Origin of the sequence: Canibacter oris, from assembly GCF_014197205.1 — a bacterium.
Classification (GTDB): Bacteria; Actinomycetota; Actinomycetes; order Actinomycetales; family Microbacteriaceae; genus Canibacter; species Canibacter oris.
Genome location: NZ_JACIFD010000015.1, coordinates 1 through 21,736, shown reverse-complemented (window position 1 = coordinate 21,736; position 21,736 = coordinate 1). Strand labels below are relative to the sequence as shown.

General features: G+C 56.5%; 18 protein-coding genes, 2 tRNA genes and 1 pseudogene. 14 read left to right on the top strand and 7 right to left on the bottom strand.

What is annotated here, in order from left to right:
• Window positions 1–10: 10 nt before the first annotated feature.
• The 9 genes from gyrA to F5897_RS07045 all read left to right on the top strand — a co-directional run bounded on the left by gyrA (window position 11) and on the right by F5897_RS07045 (window position 10,173).
• Complete coding sequence (gyrA, locus tag F5897_RS07085; protein WP_124824842.1) at window positions 11–2,587, top strand: DNA gyrase subunit A; 2,577 nt, start codon at window positions 11–13, stop codon at window positions 2,585–2,587.
• Window positions 2,580–2,987 (top strand): DUF3566 domain-containing protein, encoded by a 408-nt coding sequence (locus F5897_RS07080; RefSeq protein ID WP_124824653.1) that lies wholly within the window; start codon window positions 2,580–2,582, stop codon window positions 2,985–2,987. The genes gyrA and F5897_RS07080 overlap by 8 nt, the downstream gene beginning before the upstream one ends.
• Before the next feature lie 32 nt (window positions 2,988–3,019).
• Window positions 3,020–3,658: a (d)CMP kinase gene (locus F5897_RS07075; protein ID WP_124824654.1), complete on the top strand. Its 639-nt coding sequence runs from the start codon at window positions 3,020–3,022 to the stop codon at window positions 3,656–3,658.
• Window positions 3,659–3,814: 156 nt separating this feature from the next.
• Window positions 3,815–3,891 (top strand) — tRNA-Ile (locus F5897_RS07070).
• A gap of 42 nt (window positions 3,892–3,933) precedes the next feature.
• Window positions 3,934–4,009 (top strand) — tRNA-Ala (locus F5897_RS07065).
• 110 nt (window positions 4,010–4,119) lie between these two features.
• On the top strand, window positions 4,120–4,941 hold the full coding sequence (locus F5897_RS07060; RefSeq protein WP_183305014.1) for a TrmH family RNA methyltransferase: 822 nt from the start codon (window positions 4,120–4,122) through the stop codon (window positions 4,939–4,941).
• A gap of 128 nt (window positions 4,942–5,069) precedes the next feature.
• Window positions 5,070–8,480 carry a pyruvate carboxylase gene (locus tag F5897_RS07055; RefSeq protein WP_183305013.1) on the top strand — a complete coding sequence of 1,137 codons (3,411 nt, stop codon included), beginning with the start codon at window positions 5,070–5,072 and terminating at the stop codon, window positions 8,478–8,480.
• Window positions 8,477–9,241 (top strand): DUF1684 domain-containing protein, encoded by a 765-nt coding sequence (locus F5897_RS07050; protein WP_183305012.1) that lies wholly within the window; start codon window positions 8,477–8,479, stop codon window positions 9,239–9,241. Before F5897_RS07055 ends, F5897_RS07050 begins: the two co-directional genes overlap by 4 nt.
• Before the next feature lie 413 nt (window positions 9,242–9,654).
• Window positions 9,655–10,173 (top strand): NUDIX hydrolase, encoded by a 519-nt coding sequence (locus F5897_RS07045; protein ID WP_183305011.1) that lies wholly within the window; start codon window positions 9,655–9,657, stop codon window positions 10,171–10,173.
• A 59-nt stretch (window positions 10,174–10,232) separates the two neighbouring features.
• On the opposite strand, the gene F5897_RS07040 is transcribed toward F5897_RS07045, so the two are convergent.
• Window positions 10,233–10,733, bottom strand: coding sequence for a DNA/RNA helicase (locus F5897_RS07040; RefSeq protein ID WP_124824659.1), 501 nt, complete (start codon window positions 10,731–10,733; stop codon window positions 10,233–10,235).
• 148 nt (window positions 10,734–10,881) lie between these two features.
• On the opposite strand from F5897_RS07040, the gene F5897_RS07035 reads away from it, so the two are divergent.
• A complete protein-coding gene (locus tag F5897_RS07035) occupies window positions 10,882–11,391 on the top strand; it encodes a peptidylprolyl isomerase (protein WP_124824660.1) in 510 nt (169 codons plus the stop codon).
• Window positions 11,392–11,393: 2 nt separating this feature from the next.
• Window positions 11,394–12,296, top strand: a complete 903-nt coding sequence (locus F5897_RS07030) for a rhomboid family intramembrane serine protease (RefSeq protein ID WP_183305010.1) — start codon at window positions 11,394–11,396, stop codon at window positions 12,294–12,296.
• A 359-nt stretch (window positions 12,297–12,655) separates the two neighbouring features.
• Here the strand turns inward: F5897_RS07030 and F5897_RS07025 are convergent, their stop codons facing one another.
• The gene (locus F5897_RS07025) at window positions 12,656–12,931 is read right to left on the bottom strand and encodes a cell division protein CrgA (protein ID WP_124824661.1); all 276 of its coding nucleotides are present in this window, start codon (window positions 12,929–12,931) and stop codon (window positions 12,656–12,658) included.
• 32 nt (window positions 12,932–12,963) lie between these two features.
• On the opposite strand from F5897_RS07025, the gene F5897_RS07020 reads away from it, so the two are divergent.
• The 3 genes from F5897_RS07020 to F5897_RS07010 are packed head-to-tail and all read left to right on the top strand — an operon-like array spanning window position 12,964 to window position 14,562.
• Window positions 12,964–13,728, top strand: coding sequence for a class E sortase (locus F5897_RS07020; protein ID WP_124824662.1), 765 nt, complete (start codon window positions 12,964–12,966; stop codon window positions 13,726–13,728).
• Between the two features lie 25 nt (window positions 13,729–13,753).
• A complete protein-coding gene (locus tag F5897_RS07015) occupies window positions 13,754–13,927 on the top strand; it encodes a hypothetical protein (protein ID WP_183305009.1) in 174 nt (57 codons plus the stop codon).
• Complete coding sequence (locus F5897_RS07010) at window positions 13,924–14,562, top strand: anthranilate synthase component II (protein ID WP_183305008.1); 639 nt, start codon at window positions 13,924–13,926, stop codon at window positions 14,560–14,562. Before F5897_RS07015 ends, F5897_RS07010 begins: the two co-directional genes overlap by 4 nt.
• Here the strand turns inward: F5897_RS07010 and pknB are convergent.
• From pknB to F5897_RS06985, 5 genes and pseudogenes are all read right to left on the bottom strand, one after another.
• Complete coding sequence (gene pknB / locus F5897_RS07005) at window positions 14,548–16,266, bottom strand: Stk1 family PASTA domain-containing Ser/Thr kinase (protein ID WP_124824664.1); 1,719 nt, start codon at window positions 16,264–16,266, stop codon at window positions 14,548–14,550. The genes F5897_RS07010 and pknB overlap by 15 nt on opposite strands.
• A gap of 53 nt (window positions 16,267–16,319) precedes the next feature.
• Window positions 16,320–18,146 carry a protein kinase domain-containing protein gene (locus F5897_RS07000; RefSeq protein WP_183305006.1) on the bottom strand — a complete coding sequence of 609 codons (1,827 nt, stop codon included), beginning with the start codon at window positions 18,144–18,146 and terminating at the stop codon, window positions 16,320–16,322.
• On the bottom strand, window positions 18,143–19,624 hold the full coding sequence (locus F5897_RS06995; protein ID WP_183305005.1) for a peptidoglycan D,D-transpeptidase FtsI family protein: 1,482 nt from the start codon (window positions 19,622–19,624) through the stop codon (window positions 18,143–18,145). Before F5897_RS06995 ends, F5897_RS07000 begins: the two co-directional genes overlap by 4 nt.
• Complete coding sequence (locus F5897_RS06990) at window positions 19,621–20,991, bottom strand: FtsW/RodA/SpoVE family cell cycle protein (RefSeq protein ID WP_425485654.1); 1,371 nt, start codon at window positions 20,989–20,991, stop codon at window positions 19,621–19,623. The genes F5897_RS06995 and F5897_RS06990 overlap by 4 nt, the downstream gene beginning before the upstream one ends.
• A 37-nt stretch (window positions 20,992–21,028) precedes the next feature.
• Window positions 21,029–21,736, bottom strand: a pseudogene (locus tag F5897_RS06985) (hypothetical protein); the annotation flags it as partial.

Below are 21,736 nucleotides of genomic sequence, written 5' to 3'. Positions count from 1 at the left end.
CTCAAATTCAATGTCTTACGAAGAGACCACGGAAGAGCACAGCCACGGCCACATTGCTCAGGTGGATCTGCGCACCGAAATGCAGCGGAGCTACCTCGACTACGCAATGAGCGTGATTGTGGGGCGCGCTCTGCCAGACGTGCGAGACGGCCTGAAACCGGTACATCGCCGCGTGATTTACACCATGTATGACGGCGGATACCGACCAGACAAAGCCTTCTCCAAGTGCACCCGCGTAATCGGCGACGTGATGGGTCAATTCCACCCGCACGGTGACGGCGCGGTTTATGACACTCTGGTGCGTTTGGTGCAGCCGTGGGCGCTACGGTACCCGCTGGCACTGGGTCAGGGTAACTTCGGCAGCCCTGGCAACGACGGTGCCGCGGCACACCGATACACCGAAACTAAAATGGCACCGCTCGCAATGGAGATGGTGCGGGATATTGACGAAGACACCGTTGACTTCCAAGACAACTATGATGGTCGCACCCAAGAGCCGACTGTGCTTACTAGCCGTTTCCCAAACCTGCTGGTTAACGGCTCAGTCGGTATCGCGGTTGGTATGGCAACAAACATTCCACCACACAACCTGCGGGAAGTAGCCGAGGGCGCAAAATGGCACCTGGAGCATCCAGACGCCAACAAAGAAGAGCTGCAAAACGCGCTGCTGGAGCGCATTAAAGGCCCAGATTTCCCAACCGGGGCGCAGATCCTCGGCACGAAAGGCATCCGCGAAGCTTACCGCACCGGTCGCGGCTCAATCACGATGCGCGCGGTTGTTAATATTGAGGAAATTCAAGGCCGCACCTGTCTGGTAGTAACCGAACTGCCATACCAGGTAAACCCCGATAACCTTGCCGTTAAAATCGCCGAACTCGTTAAAGAGGGGCGCCTGCAGGGCATTGCAGATATTCGTGACGAAACCAGTGGCCGCACCGGCCAGCGCCTGGTAATCGTGCTGAAACGCGACGCGGTTGCAAAAGTTGTGCTGAACAACCTCTACAAGCACACTCAGCTGCAAGATAATTTCGGTGCAAACATGCTGGCGATTGTTGACGGTGTGCCACGCACCCTGTCAATCGACGGTTTCATCACCTACTGGGCCGCGCACCAGATTGAAGTGATAGTGCGCCGTACCCGCTTCCGCCTGAAGAAAGCAGAGGCCGAAGCGCATATTCAGCGCGGTTACCTCAAAGCGCTTGATGCGCTTGACGAAGTTATTGCGTTGATCCGCAAATCCCCAACCGTGGAGGAAGCACGCAGTGGCCTGATGAGCTTGCTCGGGGTTGACGAAATTCAAGCAGATGCGATTCTGGCGCTGCAACTGCGACGACTCGCAGCACTGGAGCGGCAGAAAATTATGGAGCTCGCGGCGAAGCTCGAAGCGCAGATTAAAGAATACGAGGGCGTGCTCGCTTCACCTGCGCAGCAGCGAGAAATCGTGGTTGCTGAGCTTGACGACATCGTAAAACGCTACGGTGATGAGCGCCGCACCGAAATCATGGTCGGATACGACGGCGATATGTCTATCGAAGACCTGATTCCGGAAGAAGAAATGGTGATTACTGTGACGCGCGGCGGCTTCATCAAGCGCACCCGCATTGATAATTACCGCTCACAGCACCGCGGTGGCAAGGGCGTTAAGGGCGCAAGTTTGCGGGCTGACGACATCGTGGAACACTTCTTTGTGACCACCACCCACCAGTGGCTCTTGTTCTTCACCAATACTGGTCGAGTTTATCGCGCGAAAGCTTGGGAAGCGCCGGAGGGCGGTCGTGACGCGAAGGGGCAGCACCTGGCAAATCTGCTGGCGCTGGCGCCTGACGAAACCGTGACGCAGATCCTCGAACTTGATAAATATCATGAGGATCAGTACCTGGTGTTGGCAACCCGTGACGGTCTAATTAAGAAAACCGCGTTGCCCGAGTATGACACCAATCGCACCGGCGGCATTATCGCGATTAAACTGCGTGACGATGACGCCCTGGTTTCTGCCCTGGTAGCTAGCTCCAGCGACGATATTCTGCTGATTTCAAAACACGGTATGTCGGTACGCTTCACCGCCTCCGATGAGGCGCTGCGCCCAATGGGTCGCGCTACCAGCGGGGTACGGGGCATGAAATTCCGCGCGGGCGATGAGTTGCTTGCCGCAGCTAAGGTGAGCGAAGACGGTTACGTTTTCGTAGTTACCGAGGGCGGCTACGCTAAACGCACCGCGGTCAGCGAGTACCGGGTACAGCAGCGTGGTGGCTTCGGCATTAAAGTGGCGAAACTTGACGACAGCCGAGGTGACCTGGTTGGCGGCTGTATTGTGGACGACACCGACGAGGTGCTGGTGGTGCTAGCCAGCGGCAAAGTTGTGCGGTCAAACGTGAACGAGGTGCCGGCTAAGGGCCGCAACACCATGGGCGTGGTGTTTGCCCGCTTCCCAGACAGCGATCGCATCATCGGAATTGCCCGAAATACCGAACGCGGCCTGGAAGACGATAGTGTGGATACTACAGAAACAGCTGCTAGCGGCGAAAACAGTGTGAATACAGCGACTGTTGCAGCACCAAACACAGAAGCAGAGGAAAACAATGAATAATACTGTTGCAGAACAGCTAGAGCGCAAAACCCGGGCTCGCACCCCGGTGAAACAGGTGCGGCTAAAACTGGTTTACGTTGATTTCTGGTCAGCCGTAAAGTTCTCATTCGTGCTCAGCGTGTGCATGGCAGTTGTGGGCATTGTAGCGTCAGTGCTGATTTACTTCGTGCTGCTGCAGACCGGAGTGCTGGCACAGCTGAACGGGCTAATCTCAGACGTTGCCGGCGGCGACATCAACCTGCTAAGCATCGTGGGCTTCCCGCAAGTGCTTGGATTTGCCGTGGTTTCAGGGCTGGTAAACATCATTATCGGCACCGCTCTCGGCGCGGTCGCAGCGGTCGTTTACAACCTGCTGGTGCGTGCTCTCGGAGGATTCCAGTTAGGTTTCACCAGCAACTAACACCACTACAACAACAACAGGTTAACAGCTAAATGCACGACATTTTCAGTGCAGAACAGCAGCCGGCTGGGGCTTTTAGAGCCTCTGCGCCGGCTGCTTTTTTGCAATTATTAGTAGCAAAGGCGCAGATTGCTGCGGTGCCGCGAATTATTATCGACGGGCCCAGTGGCAGCGGTAAATCAACCCTCGGTAAATATTTAGCGCGGCAGTTAGATGCTGAACTTGTGCACCTTGATAACGTGTACGCCAGCTGGGATGGGCTAGCCGACGCGGGGCAACGAGTCGCCACAGAGCTTTTAGGGCCGCTGTCGCAAGGGCAGGTGGGGCGGATCCGCCACTGGGATTGGCACCGAAACAAGCCCGCAAAGTGGCAGGAGGTTAGTGCGACACGCCCGGTAGTTGTGGAAGGTTCGGCTGCTTTAAACAGTAAAACTGCGCCGCTTGCGACACTCCGTATCTGGGTTGAAGTAGCCGATGAGGCCGCGCGTAAGAATCGTGCCTTAACGCAGCGACCCGGGGGTGAGATTTATGCTCCGTACTGGGAGCACTGGGGCGCCCAAGAACGCGCACATATCACCGCAGAAAAACCTTATAAACTCGCAGATTTATGGGTGCGACCAGGTGTTTTACCTGGCGAGCCGCTTTACACGTTGGTTGCTGGAGAGCTGTAGTGGGCGTGTATGGAGTTTTGGTTCCGGTGAGCATTCGGGAAGAGTTTGATGTGGCTTTAAGCTACTTTGCAGTTGTTTGAAGTCATGAAACACGCGGGTGTGAAAAGCGGAATTTGCATTTTTAAAAAAGCTCCGGTAATGTTTAGCAGTGGTCAAGGGGCTATAGCTCAGGTGGTTAGAGCGCTTCACTGATAATGAAGAGGTCCCAGGTTCAAGTCCTGGTAGCCCCACCACTCCGAAAAGTGTGATACACTAGAGGAGTTGCAGAAATGCAAGGGCCCTTAACTCAGTTGGTAGAGTGCCTGCTTTGCAAGCAGGATGTCGGGAGTTCGATTCTCCCAGGGTCCACCACTAAAAGCCTCGCGAAAGCGGGGCTTTTGCCGTTTCGGGCTGAGCGAATCTGGCGGCGGCTGAAGTGTTGGTTGGGTGCCAAAACGCGACACAAGTAAGGAAATTGATAGATGCCGCAGCACATTACTACAGTCACAGATCCCCTGGCTCACCGTCTCAAAGATGTGCTGCGCAGTAAAGCGGCGCGCCCTCGCACTATCATCATCGATGACCATGAAAACATCGCGCAGGCAGTTGCTGCTAGGGTGCGGATCGAGACGCTTTTTATCACCAGCGTGGCCGCAGCCGCCACTGCGCGGCTCACCGCAGAAAAACCTGCTTTACTTGAACTTTTTGCCGATGCTCAACTGCCTGAAGTGGTAACAATTGAGCCAGCCGCAGTGAAAGCGCTGTTTGGCGATGACAAACACGTCAAAATTTTTGCGTTAGCCACAGCCCCGACACCCCGCAAACTTAGTTCTCTGCTTACAGACGGCAGCGTCAGCGGTGATATCGTCGTGCTTGACGGGGTAAAAATCGTGGGCAACATAGGTGCAATCACGCGCACTGCTTGCGCCCTTGGAGCTGCCGGCGTGGTGCTGCTAGAAAGCGACCTTAAAACTGTGTACGATCGCCGTCTCGTGCGGGCCAGCCGCGGGCTGGTGTTTACCCTGCCAGTGATAATCGCCAGCCAGGCACAGTTTGCTGACTTTGTTACCGCCCAGCGCATTCCGGTTGCGACGCTTGATATTGCAGCAACTGCCCCGCTGACAACAATTAAACAGGTTAAAGAACCGCTGGCGTTGGTGCTTGGCAGCGAAAGGGAGGGTGTTTCTAAGGAGCTTACTGAGCTTGCCACGCACCGTTATGTGATTAAGATGGATCCGCGTGTCGAATCCTTGAACGTTTCGGTTACTGCAGCGATTGCGCTGTTTCAGCACCAACAGGATTAGCGCCTACAGCACTGCCCAACTTTACTTTCAAGATACATAGCTTCGCAAAACCCCTGCTATATTTATAAAAAATAATTCAGCTGCGTCGTAATCTATGACGATAATGACAACCTGCAGGGGGAAGCACAGTGTTCCGAAAAATCCTGGTAGCAAACCGCGGCGAAATCGCTATCCGCGCATTCCGTGCAGCACACGAATTGGGTGCAAAAACAGTAGCGATTTTCCCCTATGAGGACAGAAACTCCCTGCATCGGCTGAAAGCAGATGAGGCGTATCTGATTGGGGAGGAAGGCCACCCGGTCAAAGCTTACCTGGATGTCGCAGAAATCATTCGGGTCGCCAAAGCAGCTGGCGCTGACGCAATTTACCCTGGTTACGGGTTTCTCTCGGAAAACCCTGAACTAGCGGCTGCAGCAGCTGCTAATGGCATCACCTTCATTGGTCCGGGAGCAGAGGCACTGCGGATGGCTGGGAATAAAGTTGCCGCAAAAGAGCACGCGCTTCGGGCCGGAGTGCCGGTGCTTAGATCCACCCCTGTATCAACCGATATTGAAGAACTGATTGCCGGCGCCACTGAGATTGGGTTTCCGGTGTTTGCCAAGGCAGTTGCTGGCGGCGGCGGTCGCGGCATGCGCAGAGTAGAAACCGCATCTGAGCTACGTGACGCCCTCGAAAGCGCGATGCGCGAAGCAGACAGTGCCTTCGGCGACCCCGCAATGTTTATTGAGCAGGCAGTGCTACGACCACGCCACATTGAAGTGCAGGTTCTAGCGGATCACACCGGCCAGGTTGTGCATCTCTACGAGCGTGATTGTTCCGTGCAGCGGCGCCACCAAAAAGTCGTGGAGATTGCACCGGCTCCAAATCTTGACCCGGAGATTCGCAACGCACTGACCCGCGATGCGATCGCCTTTGCGAAAAGCATCGGGTATGAAAACGCCGGCACCGTGGAGTTTTTGCTCGATACCGAGGGAGAACGTGCGGGCCAGCACGTTTTTATTGAAATGAACCCGCGCATTCAGGTGGAGCACACAGTGACCGAGGAGGTTACAGATGTGGATCTGGTGCAGGCCCAGATGCTCATCGCGGCTGGCGCCACCCTCGCAGAACTGAGGTTGAAGCAGGAACAGATTCAGGTGCGTGGATCCGCTCTGCAGTGTCGTATCACCACGGAGGATCCGGCAGACAATTTCCGCCCGGACCTGGGGCGCATCACCGCCTACCGCTCACCCGGCGGCGGTGGGGTGCGGCTCGACGGCGGCACCATCAACCCCGGCTCGTTTATTAGTCCGCACTTTGACTCGATGCTCGCCAAGCTCACTTGTCGAGGGCGCGACTTTGAAGCTGCGGTAACCCGCGCCACCCGTGCTCTTGCAGAGTTTAGGATTCGCGGCGTCGCAACTAACATTCCGTTTTTGCAGGCGGTTTTACACGACGCAGCTTTTCGCGCCGGTGATGTGAGCACCGCGTTTATTGCGGAGCGGCCGGAGCTGTTAGAAATGCACAGGCCAAAAGACCGCGCCACCCGGTTGCTGCAGTATCTTGCAGACACCACGGTGAATCAACCGCACGGCAAGCGCCCGCTGGTAACTTCGCCGGCTACTAAACTTCCCGTACTAGACTGTGGCAGCGAGCCGCCAGCGGCGGGCCGGCAGCGCTTACAGCAGCTGGGGCCAGAGGGGTTTGCCGCTGCGCTGCGACAACAGGAGGCGCTCGCGGTCACCGAAACCACTTTCCGAGATGCCCACCAGTCGCTCTTGGCAACCCGAGTGCGCACCCGCGACTTGGTGGCCGCAGCGCCGGCTGTGGCGCGACTCACCCCCGAGCTGTTTTCTGTTGAGGCGTGGGGCGGCGCCACCTACGACGTGGCGCTGCGGTTTTTGACGGAGGATCCGTGGGAGCGGCTTGCGAAACTGCGTGAGGCACTCCCAAACATTCCGCTGCAAATGCTTTTGCGGGGCCAAAACACCGTTGGTTACACCCCGTACCCGCCTGCTGTGGCACGTGCTTTTGTGCAGGAAGCAACCGCTGTTGGGGTAGATATTTTCCGTATCTTTGACGCGCTGAATGACGTTAATCAGATGCGGGTGGCAATTGATGCGGTGCGCGAAACCGGCTCTGCTGTTGCGGAGGTGGCGCTGTGCTACACCGGGAATTTGCTTGATCCACAAGAAAATAAATTTACCCTCGATTATTACCTGCGCCTGGCGGAGCAGATTGCAGCTGCGGGGGCGCATATCCTGGCGATTAAAGACATGGCCGGGCTGCTCCGGCCGGCGGCGGCGCGTAAGCTGGTAACCGCGCTGCGCGAGAACTTTGAGCTGCCAGTGCACTTGCACACCCACGACACCCCGGGCGGGCAGTTGGCGACACTGTTGGCAGCCGCAGAGGCGGGGGTCGATGCGGTTGATGTGGCTGCTGCACCGCTTTCTGGCACTACTAGCCAGCCGGCGCTATCTAGCCTGGTTGCGGCGCTTGAGCACACGCAGCGTGACACCGGCCTCAACCCAGAAAATGTTTATGCTTTAGAGCCGTACTGGGAGGCGGTGCGTGCCGTTTATCAGCCGTTTGAATCCGGGCTGCCGGCGCCAACCGGGCGGGTTTACACCCACGAGATTCCCGGCGGCCAGCTGTCTAATCTGAGGCAGCAGGCAATCGCGCTGGGGTTGGCCGACAACTTCGAGAAGATCGAAGACATGTATGCCGCGGCGGATAAAATTTTGGGGCGGATCCCGAAAGTTACGCCATCTTCAAAAGTGGTTGGCGATTTGGCGTTGCATTTGGCAGCGGTTGATGCTGACCCAGAAGATTTTGCCGCAAACCCGGAAAAATACGATATTCCGGACTCGGTCGTGGGCTTCCTTGCCGGGGAGCTGGGGGAGATTCCTGGGGGCTGGCCGGAACCATTCCGCAGCAAAGTTTTGGCGGGGCGGGAGCTTTCGCTGGAGCTGGGCAAACTTAGCGCAGCCGACACCGAACTATTGGCGAATGCTGGCAAGCAGCGACAGCAGACGCTGAACCGCTTGCTTTTTGCGGGCCCTGCAGCGCAGTACCAGGCATCATATGAGCGCTTCGGTGACCTGTCTGTGCTTGACACGGTTGATTACCTGTACGGGCTGGAGACCGGCGCCGAACATGCAATTGACCTTGCCAAAGGGGTGCGGCTATATATTGGGCTTGAAGCTATCGGTGAGGCAGACGATAAAGGCGTGCGCACGGTGATGGTGCGAGTTAATGGACAGTTGCGTCCAGTTTTTGTGAAAGATCTAAGCGTTAAAGTCACTGCGCACACCGCAGAAAAAGCTGACCGCACGATTGCCGGGCACATTGCGGCGCCGTTCTCCGGCACGGTGACAATTAAAGCACAACCTGGTGATGCTGTGCTCGCGGGGCAACCTATTGCTACTATTGAAGCGATGAAAATGGAGGCCGCAATCACCGCGGCAGTGTCTGGCACAGTTGAGCGCTTAGCTTTCTCCGGCACGCGGGCGGTGGAGGCCGGTGATTTGATTCTGGTAATTACCGAGGAGGATAAATGACCCAAACCGCAGCGACCGAGCAGGAGTTAGCCTCACACGCTGCATGGCAACAGCAGCGGCAGCAGCGGATCACCAGCGCCACCGGGCCGCTCAGCCTGGTGGAGACACGCTGGTTTGAGCCGGGCACCACCGCGGAGCAGGCAGAGCAGCTGGTTGCGGAGGCAAGCGCTGTCGAGAGTGATAACGTGGTTGTGACTCCAATGCGCCGCCAGCGCCTAAATGGTGACGGTGAAGAGTTCGGTTTGCGCCGCTGGCAGGCTGACGCTCCCGCAATCAGTGAGTTTTTGGGAATGGCGCAATTTGACTACAACCCAGAGTGGGTTGTGGAAGCGGTTTTCACCCCGGCAACAGACGGCCGCACCGTAGCTTTTGAGCATATTCAGGAAGTTGGTGCTACCCGCGAGTTGACAGTGCCGGGCGATGTGACCTTCACAGTGAACGGTGAAACTGTGACCGTCACCGGTTTCCGCGCTAGCGACACTGAGCTGATTATTCCGTTCAGTGATCGCACCACAGGGGCTAGCACCGCGCTAGGCTCTTACGCGCCGGGTCGCTTCTTGGCGGTTAATATCGAAAACCCGGAAGAAACCGGGCAGCTTAAGGTAACCCTGAATTTTAACTATGCATATGTGCCGCCGTGTGGTTTTTCAGCCCACTTTAACTGCCCAATGCCGCCGGCACAAAACCGTTTGCCGTGGGAAGTAACAGCCGGGGAGCGTGCCCCGCAGTACACCGAGGGCTTTGACGTGCACCACATTTAAAGCTGGGCAGCTAAGCAGCTGGGCGGGGTAAGAAGCCTAAACAGGCGACGGTTACCCCGCCCATATTTTATTGCACTGCGCAGTTATTTAGGGGCCGAAAAGCAGTGTTCCAATGAACCAGAGTCCCGGAAACCCCACAAGCAGCGGTAATAGATTAGCCGCTATTAGCCAGGTTTTCTTAGCTAGTGCGGCCAAGAGCGAGCCGATAACCGCGGTTGCCAGTGGAATATAAAAGCAGGTCAGTGCAGGAGCTAGCGGATCAATCACCCTGGCGAAAGGAGTGACGAGAATCGCTGCGCAACCTATTATCAGTGTGCACAGGGCTCCATAGTATGCGTAGTTAGGAGATATTTTCTTCACGGGCTAAGAGTGACAATTCAAGCTGTGCGACAGAAAACGGTACTATTGAGGGTATGGATATTCGAGTAGCGGCATACGCGGTTATTGAGAGACGCGGGGAAGTGCTGCTAACTCACTGGCGGCGTGGCGAACTGCACGGGTGGACGCTACCTGGCGGCGGCATTGAGGCTGGTGAAGACCCTAGGGACGCCGCGAAACGTGAAGTTTTTGAAGAAACCGGGCTGGAGGCGCGCATTGGGCGGCTGCTCGGTGTTGATTCTCGAGTGATGGTGCGTGGTGACGTACCGGCGGGCACTGATCCACAGTTACACACTATCCGGATTATTTATCGTGGCCGTGTTAATGAGGGCCCGCTGGTCAACGAGGTTGGCGGTTCTAGCGATGAAGCGCGGTGGGTGCGGTTAGAGGATCTCGGTAAACTGCACACGCTATCGCTTGTTGATACTGGGTTACGCATGGCAGGAATTATCGGCCGCGGCGGTCAGCGGCGGATTCAAAACCGGCCGCGCAAAGCGCGCCGCGCCAGCATAGCCGCTAATAGACGCCCGCAGCAGAGCAACCAGCAAAAATAAACAACTAAGGGGGGCGGATCTCGCTGTGCTGATCCGCCCCCCTTAATAGTTTTGCGAAATTACTCGCTCTCTGGAGCTACCCAAACATCCTCGTCATCACGGAATGCCTGGAACAGAGAGTAACCAACAGCCGCAGCCGCAGCAACGCCGGCAGCGATACCGAAAACCAAGCCGATGCGGCGGCGCTTCTTAACCTGCACCAGCCCTGTTTTGGCGCTCAGTTCAACCAGCTGTTTGGCTAGATCTTTACGATCTGCGGCCTCTAGAGCTGAGCTGGCACGCATTACAGCGTTGGTGGCGTAAGGTGAAATGGTCTGTTGTGCGCCACGGCCGAATGCCTTCAGCTTGTTGATGGTGCCAGAAACGGTCGGGCGTACAACATCATAAGCAGAAGCTACACGTGGGGCAAGGTGCTCATCTGACAGCTTCTTCGCTTGATAGCCCGCCTCAGAAAGCACGTCACCCGCATGACCAAATACCACGCGCTGTTCACCCAGCACTGCGTTGGTAAGTTTCTTCAGCTTTTTGAGCTCGCGACGGCGCTTACGTGATAGTGACATGATTTTCCTCCTGTGGGATAACCGCAATTTGCGAAATCCCATACCCCTAATGTACCGATAAATTCTGAAGAGACGCTAGAAACGAGTGAACTGGTGAATTAATGCGTTTTGCGGGCAAAAGTTCAGGGCTGCATTTTAGACTTAAAACATGACTATTCCAACAGCTAAAGCAACCATTAAAACTAATCATGGCGATATTGTGCTTAACCTTTTTGGCGATCATGCGCCGAAAACCGTAAAAAACTTTATCGATCTGGCTAATAAAGGGTTTTATGATGGGGTGATTTTTCACCGCATCATTAAAGATTTTATGATTCAAGGTGGTGACCAAACCGGCACCGGTATGGGCGGCCCCGGCTACACCTTTGATGATGAAATCCACCCGGAATTGGTGTTTGATCGTAAATACCAGCTGGCGATGGCTAACGCGGGGAAACGCCGCGATATGACCGGGCGCCTTGCGGGCACTAACGGGTCACAGTTCTTCATCACCACCAGCGAGCCGATGTACCTCACCGGCAAACACACTATCTTCGGCGAGGTAGCTGATGATGCGTCAAAGCGTGTTGTTGATGCCATTGAAGCGGTAGCAACAGGAGCACAAGATCGGCCGCTGGAAGACGTGGTGATGCAGACCGTTACCATCACTGAGCTGTAATCGTGTCACAACCACAGTTCGGGCAGCGCGCAGCATACGGCGCGAATGATGTTTGTTACCGTCACGCTACCAGGCAGAGTTTCACCCTGTGCAACCGCTGCGGTAAAACCCTATGCCCGGAGTGCCAGGTGGAACACCCGGTGGGCGTTATCTGCCCGGACTGTGTGCACGATTTACGACCGGCGCGCAGCTCGCAGGTGAAAAGCTTCGGAAAGTCGAAGCTGCGCGCGATTTCCCTTGCCGAAACGCCGGTTACTAACACTATTATCGCGCTCTGCGCGGTGCTGTGGGTGGCGCAGTTGCTGCTGCCGCAAACAACCGCGGCGCTGTGGTTTGCGCCGCTGCACGCAACACCTTACGCTTTTGAACCGTGGCGGATGCTGACCTCAATTTTCGTGCACTCACCGTCATTCCTATTCCATATTCTGTTCAATATGTATGCGCTTTACACCTTCGGGCGCGAGCTGGAGCGAATGCTGGGCAGGGTTTATTTCGCCGCGCTCTACTTGCTTTCAGGATTGGGTGGATCGCTCTTTGTGATGTGGTGGGCCGGGGTGTCACCGAGTGCCATGCTAGTGCCAACCGTTGGCGCTTCCGGAGCGCTTTTTGGCGTTATCGCAGCGATTTTCGTGGTCTATCGCAAGCTACGGGTTAATGCCACATCGATTGCGGTGTTGCTCGGCTTGAACCTTGTAATCGGTTTTGTGCCGGGTAGTAACGTATCTTGGCAGGCACACCTTGGTGGCATGGTGTTTGGCGCTGTAACCATGTTGCTGCTGTTTAAATTTGGCCGTCACCAAAAGCATCGCCCGCTGGTGGTCGCTGCTTTGCTGGCGGTGCTTGGGGTGATTATCGTTGCGACAGTTGTGTTCTACACGCTGACACCGCAACTTGTGGCGCGCTAACTGCTTTCTGCGTATGGCGGGCTGGCGGGGCTGATAGCAGCCGTGTGGCTACAACGGTAGTAGGAGTGCGCTGATTGCTGTGCTCGGAATAAATTCACAAAGTTTTCCACAGGCTTATCCACAATGTGGGGAAAATTACACTACTGTAATTACTGTCCTGTAATGAATATTTTGTAATGATTGTTTTGTAAATAACACCGCTCTCGTAAAAAGCCTCGGGGACCACCACAGCAGAATCTGTGACAGCCCCCGAGGCTTAATTATGAGCCGGCCATTTTAACAGTTATTGACCGATTACAGCTTGGCTAAAAAGCGCCGCTAAAGCACACATCGCGCATTTCAGCACGCACACAGCGCGCTTAACGCCACCTCGTGGTCATTAAGAAACCAACCATAATCAAGCCGAAGCCTACGAAAATGTTACCTTGTCCTAGCTGCGGAATAGGCAGTGCCAGAGTCGAGCTGGTGATGTAGTAAACCACGATCCATACCAGGCCGAGCAACATGAATCCAAACATGATTGGCTTAAACCAAACAGGATTCGGTGTCGGATCATCAGCATGACGAGCCGCCGCAGCACGCGCAGCACGCTCCAGCTTTTCTTGCTTACGCTGTGAAAGTTCTTTATTTGCCATAACGTTAATCTTACGCCATTAAAATAGAGTGCATGTCTAGTGCGCGAAAAAAGCTCAGCCCTCTTTCAGTAATAGGAGAGCTGTTACTGCTTGGCGGCGTCGGAGTTTTCGGCTTTTTGCTGTGGCAACCGTGGTACACGACAACCGTGGTTTCTAACCGGCAGGCCAGCATTTCGGCAGAAATCAGTCAGCAGTGGCAGCGTAAAGAGGTGCAAAACAACCTCACCACGGAGGGGATTCCAGTGGCGCAGCCGGAGGGCGGCTCCGGTGTCTTCGGGGTGATGTATGTGCCGGCTTTCGGGCGTGAATGGGCAAACCAGTTGGCAAGCAGCGCCAACATGAACAATCTGCTTGATAACCACAACTACGGCATTGCGCACTACAACACAACGGCATTGCCCGGCGCCCCTGGTAACGTAGCTCTCGCGGCACACCGCACCGGCGGTATCACAACCCCGTTCCACGACACCGATTACCTGCGGGCCGGTGATCCAATTTTTATCGAAACGGCGGAAGGCTGGTACACCTACCGCTTCCGCGACTATGAGTATGTGCTGCCCACAGAGGTTAGCGTGCTCAACCCCTTCCCGCACCTCGAAAACGTCGAGATTAAAGATTCAATTCTGACCTTCACCACCTGCAACCCGAAATACTATGGGGTAGACGAGCGCCTTATTGCCTACAGCGTGCTCGAGGGCTTCACTCCGCGCTCCTCCGGGCCGCCGGCTGAGCTGCTCGAAACCCACCCTAACCTGGCACAGCAGGCCGGCTCTAACCTCGCGCAGGGTAGCAACTAGCGCGGCAACCTCCACTTAGGACATCATGTTTTCACTCATCTGGCGATTCTTCCCCGGCCCCAAACTCATCCGTGTGCTCGCAATGCTAATCGTGCTAGCGGTGCTGGTTTGGGCACTGATTTATTACATCTACCCGGCAATTCAAACACTGATTCCACCACCGCTGACAACTGTTGAAGAGGGCGGCACCGCGGGATGACGCAGATCCTCATCATTGATAACTATGACAGTTTCGTTTACACCTTGGTCGGATACCTGCAACAGCTCGGCGCTGACCCGCTGGTAATTCGTAATGATGAGGTGGATCATGCAACCCTTGAACGGCAGATCACAGGAGTTGCGGGTGTTCTGGTGTCGCCCGGGCCTGGCAATCCGCAACAAGCAGGATGCAGCCTCGCCGCAATTAAAATTGCTGCCGCTAGCCGTAAACCTTTGCTGGGCGTCTGCCTAGGGCATCAGGCACTCGCGGAAGCCTACGGCGCCACCGTCGCACCCACAGCCGAGCTGATGCACGGCCAGACCAGCCAGGTGCGGCACACCGGGGATGCCTTCTTTGCTGACGTGCCGCAGGAGTTTACTGCAACCCGTTACCACTCCTTAGCGGTTATGCCCGACACCGTGCCGGACGTGTTAGAGGTCACAGCGACAACTTCGACCGGGGTAATTATGGCGCTGCGGCACCGTGAACTGCCGCTTTACGGGGTGCAGTATCACCCTGAAGCGGTGCTCACTGAGCACGGGTATCAGCAGCTTGGCAACTGGTTAGCGGTGTGTGGTAATGCAGCTGCCGCCAAGCTCGGCGCGCAGCTGTCGCCGCTGTTAGTTAGTCGGTAGTTGCTGTGCGGTTTCACCAGCGCAGTAGGCGATTGTGACCTCTGAACGCTGCGGGGTTTTACCCAGCACAGACTGCTCGATAACCGGCAGCCCCTCGCCCGTGATGGGGCAGTTGCGTGGTTGCGCCACAATGTAAAGACCTAAGCCATCAAGCAGTGTGCGTGCAGCCTGCAGGCTTTGGCCTTTGATATCTGGCACACTTACTTCACCGCTGGACACGGTCACCTGCACCGTCGAGTCTTTGGCGACTTTGCTGCCAGGAGCAGGGGTCACCTGCAGAACCTGATTCTTTGGGGCTGTGGGATCATCAGAGTGGTTTAGTGATCCAATCTTCAGACCCAGTTGCGCCAGCTGCTCTTCGGCGCTCTCCAATGAGCTGCCTTTAATGTCAGGCATCTCCACCGAGTCGGAGCCGGCAGAGATAAAGAGGATAATGTCATCTCCGACAACAAGCTTAGTGCCAGCCTTTGGGTCGGTGCGGGTTACTTGCCCCTCTGGCACAGTTTCGGAAGACTCCTCCACAACCGTGACGGCGAGCCCCATATCGCGGAGTCGGTCTTCGCCAGCGGTGCGGCTGTGCCCGGTGAGCTCCGGCACCGTGCGCGAATTAAACGGTAAAATCTCTTTCGGTGCGAGGTTAAAGAGCCAGAAACCAATCGCTAAAACCACGGCAATGACGGTCACAATTGCAGCCCAAATCCATAGCACCGGCGGCCGTGACTGACTGCGGGTAGTGCCCCCTGCCGCGAGCTGGCGCATCGCCAGTTCGGAGTCGGAGACGGTGGTTTCCTGATCGACCAACGGAGCGCTCAGAGCGGACTGATCCAATTCTGGCATCCTCCCCGCCACCGCTTCTGCGAGTGCTTGCCGGAACTCTCCCGCAGTCTGGAAACGCCGGGTCCGATCTTTAATGAGAGCGTGCATAGTCACCGCGTTTAACGCGTCACAAAGTGCTGTCTCACGCTCTTTTGGTGGGACGGGGCGTTCACTCACGTGCTGGTAAGCAACTGCTACTGCGGAGTCGCCGCGGAATGGTACACGCCCGGTGAGCAGCTCGTAGAGCAGCACCCCGGTGGCGTAGAGATCGGTACGGGAGTCAACGGTTTCACCGCGAGCCTGCTCCGGAGAAAAGTAAGCTGCGGTGCCCAGAATCTGGGTTGTTTGCTGCAGGGTTGAGGAGGTTTCAGAGACGGCGCGGGCGATCCCGAAATCCATCACTTTCACGCGTCCGGTGGAAGTGATCATGATGTTTGCGGGTTTGATATCTCGGTGTACGATGCCGGCCCGGTGTGAGTACTCCAACGCTGTCAAGACCGAGTCGGTGATGCGGCAGGCTTCCTCAATGCTTACGCGCTGCTCAGCCAGGTGCTGTCGCAGGTTCTTACCGTCAACATATTCCATAACGATAAACGGCAGCTGCTTGGTGCCGTCAGCGGTTTGGATCAGGTCGTCGCCGGCATCAAGCACCCGCACAATAGTGGGGTGGGCCATGCGGGCTGCAGACTGTGCCTCCTGTCGGAAGCGATCGCGGAAGGAGTCATCGTCGGCGAGATCTGCCTTCATCACCTTGATGGCAACCTGCCGCCCAAGTTTCGTGTCGATGCCGCGGTAGACAGTCGCCATCCCGCCCTGACCGATAAACTCACCAAGCTCGTAGCGCCCACCCAGGGTGCGAACGTTACTCTTGTCATTCGTTTCAGCCATATTTGCCTGCTTCTCCATGAAACTTGGTTGGTGCTTGCCGGGACTTCTAAATTTTACCCGTTAGAGCCCGATGAAGAGCCTCCATCGGTGTTCGTGTTTCCGCCGCCGTTTCCGGTTCCTGGTGGCTGCGGGCTTGGGTTTGCTGGATTCTGTGCGTTAATTGTAACGGTTGCGGGCAGTGACCACGGTGATTGGCGATCACTAATGCCTTCACGGCTGCAAACAACTGCTACAGCAACCTGAATCTCGCCGCTGGCACCGGCACGCACAGTGCTACTGAGGCCGGTGCCTGGCTCGCTTACCAGGGTGCCGTCACCGGTGACCTGCAGCTTGTAGGCGCTGACAGTGGTGCCGGTTGGGCAGACCGCGCTTTGATCCCCCCAGGACACGTTAAACTGCTGGTTTGGGCTGACTTGCTCTGGCGCGGTTGGAGCGCCGCCAGGCTGGCTCGCCTCTCCGAAGCGGGTTGCAATGCTGAGGGTTATTTTTTGGCTGAATGGCACCGCTGAGCCGGTAGGCGAAACATCGCTGACGGTGTCTACCTTGGAGTCGCTGTTAGGCTGCCCCGGCACACACTCCACAGTTTTAAACCCGGCTTCTGCTAGCTGGGCAGTAGCGGTTTCGCAGTCTGAGCCGAGATAGTCGGCCGCAACAATTGCAGCACTCGTGGGCTCTTCGGGCTTCTTTTCTTCGGTTTTCTGCGTTGTTTGCGCTGGCTTATTAGTGGTGTTCTCCTGGTTGCCGCCGTAAAGCGCTGCGAAGGTACCGCCGCCAATCAGCAACAGCATCGCCAGCAGTGCGATAAGTGGCCAGGTCCAGCGACTGCGTTTTTTGGTGGTCGCATCAGTCTCCGGTGGCAGCCCCAGAGCGGTGGTGGCACTTGCCGCCGCCGCAGGTGCCGCCATGGTGTGTGGCAGCACGGTGGTTGCGGCTCCGGTTGCGTGCATTTGCTGCTGCGGTAAGACCGTGGTTGCGGCATCAGTTGCGGTTGGCAGCACAGTGGTTGCATCGAGCGCAGCTGCGCCACGAATCTGTGGTACTTCCTGCGCGGCAGCCGCAACATCACCGCGGTGCAGTGCGGTCGCGGCACGTGCCAGCTTGGCAGCGGTTGCTGGACGTCCCGCCGCGGTTTTTGCGAGGCAAGAGTAAATCAGGTTCCGCACGGGTTCTGGAATTTCTGCTGCCAAATCTGGCGGAGTATCGTTAATTTGTGCCATCGCGATGGCAACCTGCGATTCTCCGGTGAAGGGGCGTTTGCCTGCAAGGCACTCGTAGGCAACAACGCCGAGGGAGTAAATGTCTGTCGCCGGGGTCGCAGTGTGGCCGCTCGCCTGCTCTGGGGCGAGATACTGCACGGTGCCCATAACCTGGCCGGTTGCGGTTAGCGGTACCTGATCCGCGATTCGCGCAATGCCGAAGTCGGTGATTTTAACGCGACCATCAGGGGTGATGAGCAGGTTACCCGGTTTAATGTCGCGATGCACCAGCCCCGCGTCGTGAGCGGCCTGCAGCGCAGTTGCGGTTTGGGCGACGATGCCCAGCACGCGGTTAGCTGGCAGCTTGCCCTCGCGTTCGATGATGGATGACAGCGGTTCTCCCGGAACCAATTCCATCACAATGTATGCGGAGCCTTGCTCTTCGCCGTAGTCAAAGACGTTGGCGATGCCTTCGTGGTTAACGAGTGCAGCGTGCCGAGCTTCCGCGCGGAACCGCTCTAGGAAGCCGGGGTCACCCATATATTCGTCTTTGAGGATTTTAATCGCGACGGTGCGCCCAATCACACTGTCGTGGGCTTTCCACACCTCACCCATGCCGCCAACTGCAACACGTGAACCGAGTTCATAGCGTCCGCCGAAGATGATGCCTGCTGAAGGTTTCATTGGCCTAATACCGCTTCCATTACTTGTTTGCCGATTATTGTTGGGAGTCCTGAGCTGCCAGCTTGGTAGTTGTGCAGCGGTCCGCCGCTTTCTTCCACAACTACTGCAACCACAACTTTTTTGTTACCGCGCTCTGCGAAGCCGGTGAACCACAAGTTGTATGGCAGCGGGTTGCCGTTTGCATCTAAACCGACCTCCGCGGTGCCGGTTTTGCCGCCCACTGTTGCGTTCGCGATAGCCGCCTGGTGTGCGAGACCCTGCGGATCGGTGACAGACTTTGTCATCACACTCTTTAGCGCCGCTGCGGTTTCAGGTTTTACCGCCTGCCCGAGGGATTCAGTGCGGTAGGTGTATTCGCTGCGCAAATCTGGGGTGATGATGTCTCTCACTAGATTTGGCTGCACACGCTCGCCCTGGTTCACAACCGCGGCTGTAACGCTTGCCATTTGCAGCGGGGTGACGCGAACATCAAACTGGCCAATAGAGGTGAGTGCAAGTTGTGCGCCATCAACAGGTTTGCCAATGCTACTCGGAGTAACCTGCAACGGGATTTCCAGCTGCTGCTCAAAACCAAATTTGCTCGCGATTTGCGGCAGGGCGCTGGCGTCCATTTGGTTTGTTAATTCCGCAAACGGAATATTGCAAGACTTAATGAACGCGGTTTCCAGCGATGCCTGATTTCCGTCACCGCACACCCCATTCCACGCATTGTGCACAGATACGGTGCTGTTTGGTAACTGGTAGCTTGCGGGGTCTGGGAAGGTGCTCTGCAGGTTGTATTTGCCAGACTCTAGCGCTGCCGCAGTGGTCAGAATCTTGAAGGTGGATCCGGGCACATAGAGATCCCCAGCGATGGCCCGATTAGCGAGCGGCTGGTTCGGATCCTCCAACAGCTGTTGATAGTTTTCGATAATGGTAGCGTTATCGTGCCCCGATAGCAGGTTCGGATCGTAGCTAGAGCTGGAGGCGAGGGCTAGAATTTCCCCGGTGGTGGGATCCATCGCCACAACCGCGCCCTTCAAATCTTTTAGCGCATCCGCAGCTGCCTGCTGCGCAGCCGGATTAATGGTTAGCTGCACAGAACTGCCCTGCGGATCCTGTCCGCTTAGGATGCGTCCGATACGGGTGAAGAACTGGTTTTCTGCGGTGCCGGAGAGCTGCTTGTTAAGGGCGCTTTCGATACCGGTTGACCCCTGGTAATGGCTGAAGTAACCGGTAATTGGGGCATATAGCTCGCCCTGTGGGTACTGCCGATAGAAGCGGTACTCGTCGTCGCTCGGGACGGAGATTGCAATCGGGGTATTTTCAACCAGAATTGAGCCGCGCTCCACCTGGTAAGAGTTCAGCAGGGTGCGGCGGTTCAGTTCGTGAGCGCGCAGGGAATCAGCATTTACCACTTGAATCGTGGTAAGCGCTACAAACAGCGCCAGGAACATCACGAACACAGCGCGGCTGACGTGTTTTAACTGCTTATTCATTGACGAATCACCAGCTTTGGTCGGTTTCTAACTGCGTTGCTCATGAGGATGAAAAGCGCCACAATAATCCAGTTTGCGAGCAGTGAGGAGCCACCGGCGGCAAGGAATGGCGAGGTGAGGCCGGTTAGCGGAATAATGCGGGTGACACCGCCGACGACCACAAAAATTTGTAGCGCCAGCGTGAATGCCAGACCGACAGAGAACAGTTTGCCGAAGTCATCGTGCACAGCGAAGCTTATTCGCAGACCGCGCTCCACCAGCAACAGGTATGCCAGCAGCACCGCCACAACTCCGATGAGCCCCAGCTCCTCAGCTAGGCTAGGTACGATGTAGTCACTTTCCGCGAGCGGAGTGAGCATTGGGTAGCCGCTGCCGAGGCCGGTGCCGGTGAGACCGCCGTTTGCCATGCCGAAAAGCCCCTGCACAAGTTGGAAACTTTGCCCCTGTGCATCACGGAAGGGGTCGAGCCAGTTTGCGAAGCGACTGTTGACATAGGACAGGGTTTGAGAGGCGATGAGGCCACCTCCGATAAACAGTGCACCGCCTAGCACAACCCAGCCGATACGACCGGTGGCAACGTAGAGGAGCGCCAAAAACAGCCCGAAAATCAGTACTGAAGTGCCGAGTTCCCGCTGGAATACCAGGACGCTCATCGCCAGCAGCCAAATCAGCAGCAACGGTCCCAGATCGCGGGCACGTGGCAAAAGTAGTGGCCCTATTTTCTTGCCGACCATGCTCAGTGCGTCGCGACCGCGCACCAGATAGCCAGCGAAGAAGATTGTGAGAGCAATCTTCGCCAGCTCAACCGGTTGGAAAGTGAAGCCAAAGATGCGGATCCACTGCCGTGCTCCGGCGATCTCTAATCCAATACCAGGGACATAGGGCAGCAGCATCAGTAAAATCGCGATGGCGCCGGAGAGATATGTGAAACGCAGCAGTACTCGGTGATTTTTTAGCAACAACAGTACCGCGCCGGCAGCTACCAGGGCAATCACTGACCACAGCACCTGCCGCACACTTGTGGAAGCCGCGGTAATTTCCCCGCCGGCGAGGTCGATGCGGTAAATCATCATGATGCCGAGGGAATTGAGTAGCACCGCCAGAGGTAGGATCAGTGGATCAGAATCCGGTGCTTTCCAGCGCACAAGGAGGTGAAAGCCAAGCACTGCTAGGATATATGCCACTCCTGGAATGAGTAGATTTTGACTCATTGTTCCGAGCACCCGGAGGTCCGTAATGATAACCGCGGCAATGCTAACCGCAAGGGCAGACAGAGTTCCTGCAAACTCCAGGCTACGCATCAGGCGCGGAGCCCGTAATGCGGTGATTCTGGTTAGCACGGTTTCGCTACGCAGACCGTCAGGCATTTTGCTGCCGTCTTGCTGGCTCGCAACGCGGCTTACTTTACTCATTTTTCGGAATCACCCCCAGTCGGGAGACAATATCGCGTGCTTCTTTCAGGGTCGCGGCGTTGAGTGTGCGCTCCACCTGCCGTTTGCTGTGCGGATTAAGATCCCGCAGTGGAATGTTGGTGTCTTCAACCACGCTCGCGAGAGAGATTGGCCCGATATTTTGCTGCACTCCGCGGTAAATCACAACGGAGTCAGTATCCGCGCCAACAAAGTAAAGTGTTTGGGTCCAACGGTAGCCAAAGAACACGGCAAGGGTGATAAGTAGCACACCACATCCGGCTGCAACAGCCCAGGTCGCGCGGCGGCGCCAGTTGCGGCGCTTAGTTTCAGCAATCAGTTCTGCCAGATATTCATCTACTCGGGGCTCGAAGTGTGCTTCTGGCACAGGCGCAGTTTTACGGCGGCGCTTGCCCAGGATGCGGGTGCGGTGGGTGCTCGGGTTTAGCACGTCATCGCTGTCGCCCGCTGCCCCCACAAAGCGTTGTGTTGGCAGTGTCAGTGTGTCTTGTAGCACTGCTGCCGTGGTTGCAGCTGCGTTTGCCACTGTGGTCTCGGTAGTTGCCGTGGTCTCTGCGGCGATGCTGTCGTCCTCGGCTGCGCCGGCCTCGACGCTGTTAGCTGCGGCAGTGTCGGTGGCGGTGTTTGCGCTGCTTTTAGAGTCTGCAACAGTTGCTGCTGGCAGCGCCGGTGTCGGAGCGAA